Annotated in this window: 15 protein-coding genes; 9 read left to right on the plus strand and 6 right to left on the minus strand. The window is 25.8% G+C overall.

Annotated features, from left to right (window positions below; all coding sequences use genetic code 11):
- The first annotated feature begins 82 nt into the window (after nt 1–82).
- On the plus strand, nt 83–694 hold the full coding sequence (locus tag I4U66_RS04675) for a VanZ family protein (protein ID WP_195928537.1): 612 nt from the start codon (nt 83–85) through the stop codon (nt 692–694).
- 114 nt (nt 695–808) lie between these two features.
- Here the strand turns inward: I4U66_RS04675 and I4U66_RS04680 are convergent, their stop codons facing one another.
- Nucleotides 809–1,321: an ImmA/IrrE family metallo-endopeptidase gene (locus I4U66_RS04680; RefSeq protein ID WP_166505799.1), complete on the minus strand. Its 513-nt coding sequence runs from the start codon at nt 1,319–1,321 to the stop codon at nt 809–811.
- 80 nt (nt 1,322–1,401) lie between these two features.
- Nucleotides 1,402–1,803 (minus strand): helix-turn-helix domain-containing protein, encoded by a 402-nt coding sequence (locus tag I4U66_RS04685; protein ID WP_092924675.1) that lies wholly within the window; start codon nt 1,801–1,803, stop codon nt 1,402–1,404.
- A gap of 263 nt (nt 1,804–2,066) precedes the next feature.
- Between I4U66_RS04685 and I4U66_RS04690 the strand changes: the two genes are divergently transcribed.
- Nucleotides 2,067–2,282 carry a helix-turn-helix transcriptional regulator gene (locus I4U66_RS04690; protein ID WP_092924677.1) on the plus strand — a complete coding sequence of 72 codons (216 nt, stop codon included), beginning with the start codon at nt 2,067–2,069 and terminating at the stop codon, nt 2,280–2,282.
- Nucleotides 2,283–2,377: 95 nt separating this feature from the next.
- Nucleotides 2,378–3,184: a phage antirepressor KilAC domain-containing protein gene (locus I4U66_RS04695; protein WP_195928538.1), complete on the plus strand. Its 807-nt coding sequence runs from the start codon at nt 2,378–2,380 to the stop codon at nt 3,182–3,184.
- A 30-nt stretch (nt 3,185–3,214) separates the two neighbouring features.
- Here I4U66_RS04695 and I4U66_RS04700 read toward each other — a convergent pair whose 3' ends face one another.
- Nucleotides 3,215–3,472 carry a hypothetical protein gene (locus I4U66_RS04700; RefSeq protein WP_166505797.1) on the minus strand — a complete coding sequence of 86 codons (258 nt, stop codon included), beginning with the start codon at nt 3,470–3,472 and terminating at the stop codon, nt 3,215–3,217.
- A gap of 70 nt (nt 3,473–3,542) precedes the next feature.
- On the opposite strand from I4U66_RS04700, the gene I4U66_RS04705 reads away from it, so the two are divergent.
- From I4U66_RS04705 to I4U66_RS04725, 5 genes are all read left to right on the plus strand, one after another.
- A complete protein-coding gene (locus I4U66_RS04705; protein WP_195928539.1) occupies nt 3,543–4,547 on the plus strand; it encodes a YqaJ viral recombinase family nuclease in 1,005 nt (334 codons plus the stop codon).
- A 47-nt stretch (nt 4,548–4,594) separates the two neighbouring features.
- The gene (locus I4U66_RS04710) at nt 4,595–5,278 is read left to right on the plus strand and encodes a replication protein (RefSeq protein WP_195928540.1); all 684 of its coding nucleotides are present in this window, start codon (nt 4,595–4,597) and stop codon (nt 5,276–5,278) included.
- Complete coding sequence (locus I4U66_RS04715) at nt 5,208–5,939, plus strand: ATP-binding protein (protein WP_195581444.1); 732 nt, start codon at nt 5,208–5,210, stop codon at nt 5,937–5,939. Before I4U66_RS04710 ends, I4U66_RS04715 begins: the two co-directional genes overlap by 71 nt.
- A gap of 97 nt (nt 5,940–6,036) precedes the next feature.
- A complete protein-coding gene (locus I4U66_RS04720; protein WP_195928541.1) occupies nt 6,037–6,465 on the plus strand; it encodes a DUF4829 domain-containing protein in 429 nt (142 codons plus the stop codon).
- Nucleotides 6,466–6,879: 414 nt separating this feature from the next.
- Nucleotides 6,880–7,995 carry a hypothetical protein gene (locus I4U66_RS04725; RefSeq protein WP_195928542.1) on the plus strand — a complete coding sequence of 372 codons (1,116 nt, stop codon included), beginning with the start codon at nt 6,880–6,882 and terminating at the stop codon, nt 7,993–7,995.
- A 73-nt stretch (nt 7,996–8,068) separates the two neighbouring features.
- On the opposite strand, the gene I4U66_RS04730 is transcribed toward I4U66_RS04725, so the two are convergent.
- From I4U66_RS04730 to I4U66_RS04740, 3 genes are read right to left on the minus strand one after another with little or no spacing between them, the layout of a single operon-like run.
- Nucleotides 8,069–8,215 (minus strand): YvrJ family protein, encoded by a 147-nt coding sequence (locus I4U66_RS04730; protein ID WP_195581322.1) that lies wholly within the window; start codon nt 8,213–8,215, stop codon nt 8,069–8,071.
- Between the two features lie 58 nt (nt 8,216–8,273).
- Nucleotides 8,274–8,501, minus strand: a complete 228-nt coding sequence (locus I4U66_RS04735) for a DUF2922 domain-containing protein (protein WP_195581321.1) — start codon at nt 8,499–8,501, stop codon at nt 8,274–8,276.
- Between the two features lie 26 nt (nt 8,502–8,527).
- Nucleotides 8,528–8,752, minus strand: coding sequence for a DUF1659 domain-containing protein (locus I4U66_RS04740; protein WP_195581319.1), 225 nt, complete (start codon nt 8,750–8,752; stop codon nt 8,528–8,530).
- 208 nt (nt 8,753–8,960) lie between these two features.
- Here I4U66_RS04740 and I4U66_RS04745 point away from each other — a divergent pair, with 208 nt between their 5' ends.
- Complete coding sequence (locus I4U66_RS04745) at nt 8,961–9,227, plus strand: Mor transcription activator family protein (protein WP_092924697.1); 267 nt, start codon at nt 8,961–8,963, stop codon at nt 9,225–9,227.
- The last annotated feature ends 41 nt before the right edge of the window (nt 9,228–9,268 follow it).

Here is a 9,268-nt window from a genome sequence, read left to right on the forward strand (position 1 = left end):
TTATAACCTAATTGATATAAATTTACAATCATGATATATTAAGTATTGTAATTTTTGGAAAATGGTTGAAGGGGAGTAAGATATGTATTCATTTGAACTGCGTGGATTATTTATTTTTGGATTACCAGTATGGATAATTGCAAGAATAATAATCTTAATGAACAGAAAGAAAAAGGGTATTAAATTTAACATTGGGGATGAAATTTTAACTAATCTATTTGTAATATATTTATCTTACCTTATAGGAATAACTATTTTACCTATAAATACAGGTGAAACATTGCCATATTTACAAGAATTAAGCTTTATAGAAAGATGTAATATAAGCATGGTTCCATTTTTAGATTATTTTAAATATGGAGTTTATCTTAGAAATATAATGAGAAATGTAATTGGAAATTTAGTTTTATTAATGCCATTTATACTGTATATATGTGCAAAAAGTGAAAAATCAAGAAATTTAAAATACGCTACTAAGATAACTTTTTTAATATCATTATCAATAGAGTTAACTCAGTTAGTTATGAATATATTTGGACTTACGTATATAAGAGTTGTTCATGTTGAAGATTTAATATTAAATACATTAGGTGGGATTATAGCGTGGGGCATATTTAAACTTATGTATAGAGGTAAAATAAAAAGTATGATAGATAATACACATCCTCAGTTAATTGAAGAGGGTCAAATTTAATATACTAAAACTAATAGAGCATTAGAAATATTGCTCTTTTTTATTTAAAAAATTTTTATAAATATCTAAAATTAGGCATAAAAATAAATTGGTAAAAAGTATTACCAATATTATTTAATATGAAACATAGTGAGAATTTGTAGCAAAAAGTTGCTCATAGTGTTTTTTAACAGATTTATCTAAATTATTTACTTTGATATTAACATACCTAACAGGTATTTTTTCATGATTTGCTATTTTATAATTACAACCAGTAAAGTATTTCATAAAGACATCATCATCTAATAAAAACTCAGCTACAAAAGTATCAGCTTCCTTTTCAAGTTTTTCATAAAGAATCGGATCATATTTTTCAACCTCTAAAGTATTTATATCTGGATGAAGTAGTACATGTCCAAGTTCATGAGTATAAACTCTTTTTTTATCTTCATCAGAAAGATTAGGGTCTATAAGTACATACTTTGTATTACCAATCTTAAAATAACACCCCTCAGGTAAGTCAGTCCCCAAAATATCATCAAAACAAGAAGTAACAACTTTAAATTGATGAAGTAATTCTAATGCACTATATCCTGGATAATACTTCTTTAGAATTCTCACTTTTTCTTTTATATATTTTAAATTCAAAATTAATCTCCCCTTCATAAAAATCGCTTTGCTCATGTCGCCAACGACTTCGTCCGTTGCTCAAAAATTAAAAGTTATTACTATTTATTCTTTTCTTTGTCTATAGCTAAAAGCATCCCCATTTTAATAGCTTGTAAAACCCCATCTATGGCTTCTTTAGAAGCTGGCTTACCACAAAACATTAATCCATCTTGCTTTAACATTTCTTCAGCATTTTCTAATATGTTTTTAATATCTTTTTCACTTTTTTTAGTTATATCACATTCATCATAAGTTCTTTCATCAGTAAGGCCTAGTAAGTAGTCAGTAGACACTTCAAGTGCATCAGCAAGTCTTGAAAGTACGGCAGATTTTGGTTCTCTTAATCCATTTTCATATCTAGATAAACTAGCTTCTGTTATATTTGCTCTTTTTGCTAATTCTTTTTGATTTAAATTTAAATAACGTCTAGCTCTAGAAATTCTCTGTGCAATAGTCTCCAAATTCTTCACGCTCCTTTGGTTAAAATTAACATTATTTAGTTATATTTTAATAATATCACAGTGTTATGAAAAAGGAAATAAAAATGTATATACGGTAATAAAAATATACAAAACATACAAATTACTAAAAAAAATGATAATTTGTATAATAAAATTACCAAAAACTAATTGACACTTACAAAATATGGATGTAATATTTAGTTACAAAGGAGCAAAAAAATATTTATCATAAAAAAATAAAATAGAGATAGGGGAGTAAAATAATGGGACTTAGAATACTTAAATCAAAAAGGGCATTATTTGGATTAACACAAGTTAAAGTAGCAAATATGATGGGGATGAATACAAAAACTTATAATCTTAAAGAAAATGGAAGGGTAGATTTTTCATTAGAGGAAGTAGTAAAAATAAGTAAGGTATTAAATCTTAATATTAAAGAAGTAAATGAGATATTTTTAAATTTAGATATTGAGAATTAGTTATACAAAAATTTTTACTCATTATATTACCAAAAGGTAATAAAAATAGCTAAATTATAAAAAAATGATAATAAATATATACAAAGGGGATTTATATGAGAGATTTAAAGGTATTTTTTAATAAGGAATTTGGAGAAATAAATGTAATAGTAGTAAATAACAAGGAATATATAGAGGCTATAGGAATAGCTAAGATATTAGGATATGTAAATCCTAGAGATGCAATAATAAGACATTGTAAAAAAGAGGGGGTAATTTTTTCCGACGTGGGGGTAGTTACTGGTTTTAGAGATAATAAAAGTGAAATAATACAATTTGTTAGAAAGAAATTTATAGATGAAAGTAATGTGTATAGATTAATTATTAGGTCAAAACTACCTAGTGCAAAAAGATTTGAAAAGTGGATAATGGAAGAAGTAATACCTTCTATTAGAAAAAATGGAGCTTATATGAATGAAGATGTTATTGAAAAAGCTTTAGAAAATCCAGACTTTATAATACAAATGGCAACTAAGTTAAAGGAAGAAAGAAATCAAAGAATGTTAGTAGAGAAAAAGGCTAGAAAGCTTGAAAAAACTATAGAACTAGATAAGCCACTTGTAAATTTTGCAAAAACTATAGCTACAAGTGAAGATGCTATAACAATAGGACAGTTTGCTAAAATATTAAACAACAATAACATAAAAATAGGAAGAAATAGACTATTTAGTATGTTAAGAGCAAATGGTTATCTTATAAAAAGTGGTAAAGAAAAGAACATGCCAAAGCAAGTGTATATAGAAAGAGGGCTTTTTAAAGTATCTGAAAGTATTTTAAATACAAGTGAAGGTGAAATAATATCAACAACAACACTTATAACTGGAAAAGGTCAAAAATATTTTTTAGAAAAAACTTATAAATAGATAAAAAAATAATGGTTAAAATTAACCACCTTAAGTATTAACAGTAAATAATAAAGATAAACCAATAATAAAAACAACTATATATCCTAGTATATCTACTTTTGTAAATGATTTAAAATCTTTAAAAAATCTATAAAGTACTCTAATTAATATAATTACAACAAATACGCTAATTAGAGAATTATAAGAACTAAAGTTGGTATTAGGTAAAAATATAGCATCAAATATACTTAAACCTATGGCAAGTAATAAAAATATTATAAATTGCTGTTTATCAGTTAATTTCAAATAATCACCTCAGAAGTATTATATATTACTAGGAAAAAACTTACAAATAAATATAAAGGGGGATAAACTAATGAGAAAATTTTTAGAGGCTAATATAACTCATAATACAAAGAAAATGAGTAAATATGAGTGGTTAAAGGAAAGGGGAAAAGGTATAGGTGGAAGTGATGCATCTAGCGTAGTTGGGCTTAATCCATACAAAAGCTCTGTAAGTGTATATTTAGAAAAACTTAGCTATATAAAAAATAACATAAACAATATAGATGATAAAACTATAAATAGTATATTAAATAAAAATACACAACATATTGAAGATACTATTTATACAAATTACAAAATGGAGCTAGGTAATAAGTTAAAAGATTTTGTAGCTAGGGAATTTGCCTTAAAAACTAATAAGAAAGTCAGAAATATTAATGGGATACTTAAAAATGATAAATATCCATTTGCAATAGCAAATATTGATAGAGCTATTGTAGGAGAAAAAGCATTTTTAGAGTGCAAGGTAAGTGGAAGCTACTTTAAAGGAGAATGGAAAAATGGGGTGCCAATTAATTATAAAGTACAATGTTATCATTATATGGCAGTTACAGGAGCTACTCATTGTTATGTAGCAGCACTTATAGGTAATGAAGATTTGGTTATTCATAAGATTGATAGAGATGAAGAAATAATAGAAGATATTATGAAGTTAGAGAAAATGTTTTGGGAAAAGTGTGTACTAGGAGATAATATACCAATACCAGATGGAAGTGATGATTATTCAAAGGTACTTAAAAACCTTTATAAAGAAAGCAAAGAAGAAGAGATAATACTATTTGAAAAGGAAAATTACTTAAATAGATATGATGATGTAGTAGGTCTTATAAAAGAGTTAGATAGTGAGAAAAAGGCTATAGAACAATATATACAAAGTCAAATGAAAGAGTATGAAATAGCTTATATTGGGGATAGAAAAATTAGTTGGAAAAAGCAAAGTAAAAATATATTAGATTCTAAAAGATTAAAAAAAGAACATCCTGATTTAGCTAAAAAGTACATGAAAACTACTACATCAAGAGTGTTTAGAATTTAAGGAAAAATTAATTATGGATTTAAAAGCTTAAAATTAGGGGTATTAATATGGCAGTTTATAGGCATATACACATAGATTATTGGCAAGATGGTTTTGTACTTGATTTAACACCAGAGGAGAAATATTTTTATATTTACCTTATGACAAATAGCAAGACTAGCCAATGTGGGATATATGAATTACCTAAAAGGATTATAGAAACAGAAACAGGATACAACAGAGAAACAGTAGAAAAGCTTCTTAAAAGATTTGAGGACTATGGAAAAATTATTTATAGTGAGGAAAGTAAGGAGATTTTTATTAAGAACTGGCTTAAGCACAACAAGGTGGTAAGTACAAAGGTTAAAAAATGCGTAGAAAAAGAACTTTTAGATATTAAAAGCATTGACCTTATAAATTTATTTTTAAAAGAATGTCATAGGTATGGATACGCTATAGACATAAAAAATAAAAATATTACCACTATGGATAGTGTATCTATACCCATAACTAAAGTAGAAAATAACTTTGAGTATGGGTATGGGGAAAAAGAAAAACAAAAAGAAAAACAAAAAGAAAAAGAAAAATATAGAGATGATGAGATAAATAGGGGTGGTAGTGATGGAAAGTATAAAAATGAGTCTAAAAAATTTAAATGTACCACAAAATATGAAAAAGAGGATGGAGTACTTTATAAAAAGCCAAGTGAAGAACAACTTAGAAAGTTCAGAGAAGAACTTAAAAGAATATAGATGTTATAAGTGTAGAGATATGACTTTTATTATAAATGATGGTGTAGCAGTTCCTTGTAGTTGTAGAAAAGTTAGAGAAGCTGAAGATATTTTAAAAAAGAGTGGAATAAGTGAAAAGTTTAGAAATAAAAGATTTGATAACTTTGACTACTCAGTAGATATGATTCTAATGGATGCTTATAAAAAGGCTAGTGATTATGTAAAGTTTTTTAATGAAATTGAAAATGATAGAGGAAATTCTATTATGTTTTTAGGACAAGTAGGCTCTGGTAAAACTCACTTAAGTCTTGCTATTTGTAATGAGCTTATGGATAGTGGTGTTGGTGTTGTGTATATGGGTTATAGAGATGTTATAACTAGGCTTAAGCAAAATATTATGGATGAAGTTTATTATAACAATGTTATGAATAGGTATAAAAATGCTAGAGTTCTTTTGATTGATGATTTGTTTAAGGGTAGGATAAGCCATAGTGATGTTAATATTATTTTTGAGATTGTAAATCATAGGTATTTTAATAATTTGCCTGTTATTGTAAGCTGTGAAAAGAAAGTTAGTGAGCTTATAGATATTGATGAGGCTATTGGCAGTAGGATTGTTGAGATGTGTGGGGATTATATTTGTGAGATTAGAGGAAAGAAGCTTAATTATAGGATTAGGTGATAGAGAAACTAAGTTTATATAATATGAAAATTGAGATATATTACAAAATTATGTAAAATAATAGTAATAACAAATTATTAAATAAAAGGGGAGTTATATGAAAAAACTTATTATATGTCTTTGTTTTATATTATCAATATTTTCATTAGTTGGCTGTAATAAAGGAAAAGTATCTAATGATATTAAAATTGAAGTTAGTGAATCTACTAAATTTTCTAAAGAGGAAATAGATAATGCAATTAAATGTGTTAAAGATAATTTTAGTTTTGAAGGATCTACTTTAACAAAGATATGGTATGATGAAGAGAAATCTAATCATTGGGTTGATGCTTATTTAGAATATGGACGTGGTTTGGAAAATGGAGCTAAGGCAGAAAATGTTATTGTTTTACTATCAGATTTTGATGTTGATGGCTCTGGTGATAATCCTGTTTTAGAACCAAATACCACATACACAGACTATCAATGGACATTGATAAGAGATAATGAAAAAGACAATTGGAAAATTGATGGTTCGGGTTATTAGAAATTAATTAGATAAAATTTTTATTAAATAGTATGTTTATAACTAGGTTAAGTAAAACATTATGTATGATGGGATTGATATTTAGAGAATAAAAAAGACAGGTTTCCGATGCCTGTCTTTTTTAATTAGTGAAAATTATATTAAATAAAAAGAATAAAAAATAATAATGGATTTATTTTAGTAGGATATTTAAAGTATGTCCTAAAATGGAATTAATATACAAAAAAATTGTAAATAAATAATTAGAATGAAATATATTAGATGATTTAGACGTAATTATAAATCATAAAAAGTATGGATATATCTTAGAATAGTTGTAAATGTTTTCATTTGCGATTCAGATAAATATAAAATATGGTATAATATTACAGTTAAAAAAATATTGTTTATAAATTATAAAACATGAGGGATAAAATGAATATAGTAAACTTATTAGGAATAACGTACAAAGAAGATATAATAAGCAACTTAATAGTTGGATTAATAAATGAATCTAAAGCATTTAGAAACTCATTTATAAGAAATATTTTAAATATAGAAAATCCATCAGATTTTAAAGTTAAGGCTTATACAAGAATAGCAACATCAGCTGGTATTCCAGATATAATTGTAACATTAGAAAATGAAAAAGATTCAAGATTATTAATAGTGGAAAATAAGTTAAAGGCAGATGAAGGGTTTAATCAAACTTTAAGGTATTCAGATGAAAAATGTATAAAAGATTTAGTAGATAATAAGTTATTGGAATTAAAAAATAAAGATTTAACAACAGAGTTTATATTTTTAACTTTAATTCCTGAACAAATACCTACTGGGGATAAATTTAAAAACATAACATATAAAGATTTAATTGAAAATGTAGACGTAGATATTGAAGATGAAGTATTAAAAAGAGTATATTGTGATTTTGTATCAATATTAAAAGATTTCTATAAAGATTTAGATATTAATGAATATGATAAACTTATAGATAGTTGTTTTAATGAAGAAGATAAAACTAGGGCATTTATAAAGTTTAAAAATATAGTAAAAAATATAAACGGCAAAAGTGGACTAAGTGTTAGAGAAATTGGAAAAGCAGGTGGAAATGGTAGGTTAAGTTATTATGCAAAAATATCTAAAGATAGCTGGATAGGAAATGAGGAAGCGCGATTTATAGATGATACTTATAAAATAACAGAAGATTGTTATGATATACATCTAGAAGCATCCTTTGATATTTTTAATAAAAAGATGACATTACCTCTACATTATGAACCTAGACCATATATACCTAGAAAAAGGTTAATAGAAAAAACAAATGAAGAAGATTATCAAAAATATATAACTAAAAGAAATTATGTAAAAGGTTTAGTACATAATGAAGCTTATGATCTTGGAGATAGTAATATAAAACCTTACAATGGGTCTAACATGATAGCATCTATTAATATACCAATAGATGAAAATATCACAATTAAAGAGTTTATAGAGTCAATTGAAAAGTATATGATTATAGTAGAAAACATAGTAGATAAGTGTTTAAAGTAGGCTATGAGTAAATAGAAGTTGATTTTATGATAACTTAATATAAACAACAAATGAGCCGTATTTTACGGCTCATTTATTTCATTCCTATTATATTTTTAGATAACTCATTAATACTATCAGATAGAACCTGAAGCTTTCCTTCAATCCTTACAAGCAAATACATACTAAGGGCTATAGGAAAGCCAACAGAAGCTATAAGAGTTTGTAATTCAGAATTCATAAAAACACATCCTTTCAATAAATTAAAAGCTATGCTAAAAATAGCATAGCCTTATTAACTATAAAACAAAGTCGTACTCAGTAGTTCCAGTTTCAACAACCTTAGCTTCTACTAAAGAAGCAAAGTTTTCTCCACCTGGTTTAAATATATTTTTAGAAAGTATAGTAGTCATAGCTGTCTTTATCTCTGATTCAGTTAAATTTTCTCTAGGGTCATCTACTGATATAGAAACTTTTTTTCCTGATGTTGTCATAAAGCTCATTAATAATTTCTTTGTAATTTCCATAATACACCTCCATATAATTTAATAACCTATTCTGATAATGTAGTGTTACCTATTATAGCTACTTCAAGTAACGTATTATTTTGAAGTGATGCTATAACAGATCCAACAGCATATACATCATCATCTGTTGCTTCTGGGTCAACATTAGAGTAAGTTTTACTTTTTACCTTTGTCTTTCCAGTTACATCATCCATACCACAGTCAAATCTTATCTTTAATCTTGATAGATTTTTAGTTGCTACTACTGCCATAATCATTCCCCCTTTTTTGTAGTTCTTGATAATAAGTATAGGTATTTTGAGTTTTAATAGAAATTAAAGTTTTTTATAAAAAAATTTAAATACCTATGTATGAAAACACGACGTAGGGTATTGTATTTTATAATTAAAAATAGAAGGAAGTATATTAAAAATATTGAAAGTTAAGTATAATTTAAGTTAAAGGTGGAGGTGCTATTTTATGCTAGATTATTTGACTAAAGATGATTTACCAGAGTCTATTAAGGATTTAGCTGATGTTATTGGAATAGATTCCTTTAAAAAGCTTGTTAAGTTTGCTGGGGGAAGTAGCGTATACATTCCTAATGAAAGTAGTATTACTAAATCTGTTAGGAATAAAATTATGAAAAAAGATTTTAATGGTAATTATAAGGAACTGTCTAGAAAATTTGGCATAAGTGAAGTTCAAGTTAGAAATATTATAAATGACAAAATTGATAGAATTTAAAAAAATTAGGTTACAAAATTATTAAAAAATTAAATTATACA

The sequence above is a fragment of the Romboutsia sp. D33t1_170424_H2 genome (genome assembly GCF_015669105.1).
Taxonomy (GTDB): domain Bacteria; phylum Bacillota; class Clostridia; order Peptostreptococcales; family Peptostreptococcaceae; genus Romboutsia_C; species Romboutsia_C hominis.

What these genes read in the sequence shown, in the direction of transcription:
- I4U66_RS04715 (WP_195581444.1), top strand. Translation starts at nt 5,208, where the DNA reads ATGGAGTACTTTATAAAAAGCCAAGTGAAGAACAACTTAGAAAGTTCA.
- I4U66_RS04675 (WP_195928537.1), top strand. Translation starts at nt 83, where the DNA reads ATGTATTCATTTGAACTGCGTGGATTATTTATTTTTGGATTACCAGTA.
- I4U66_RS04735 (WP_195581321.1), bottom strand. Translation starts at nt 8,501, where the DNA reads ATGGAAATTACAAAGAAATTATTAATGAGCTTTATGACAACATCAGGA.
- I4U66_RS04740 (WP_195581319.1), bottom strand. Translation starts at nt 8,752, where the DNA reads ATGGCAGTAGTAGCAACTAAAAATCTATCAAGATTAAAGATAAGATTT.
- I4U66_RS04745 (WP_092924697.1), top strand. Translation starts at nt 8,961, where the DNA reads ATGCTAGATTATTTGACTAAAGATGATTTACCAGAGTCTATTAAGGAT.
- I4U66_RS04720 (WP_195928541.1), top strand. Translation starts at nt 6,037, where the DNA reads ATGAAAAAACTTATTATATGTCTTTGTTTTATATTATCAATATTTTCA.
- I4U66_RS04690 (WP_092924677.1), top strand. Translation starts at nt 2,067, where the DNA reads ATGGGACTTAGAATACTTAAATCAAAAAGGGCATTATTTGGATTAACA.
- I4U66_RS04710 (WP_195928540.1), top strand. Translation starts at nt 4,595, where the DNA reads ATGGCAGTTTATAGGCATATACACATAGATTATTGGCAAGATGGTTTT.
- I4U66_RS04705 (WP_195928539.1), top strand. Translation starts at nt 3,543, where the DNA reads ATGAGAAAATTTTTAGAGGCTAATATAACTCATAATACAAAGAAAATG.
- I4U66_RS04695 (WP_195928538.1), top strand. Translation starts at nt 2,378, where the DNA reads ATGAGAGATTTAAAGGTATTTTTTAATAAGGAATTTGGAGAAATAAAT.
- I4U66_RS04730 (WP_195581322.1), bottom strand. Translation starts at nt 8,215, where the DNA reads ATGAATTCTGAATTACAAACTCTTATAGCTTCTGTTGGCTTTCCTATA.
- I4U66_RS04725 (WP_195928542.1), top strand. Translation starts at nt 6,880, where the DNA reads ATGAATATAGTAAACTTATTAGGAATAACGTACAAAGAAGATATAATA.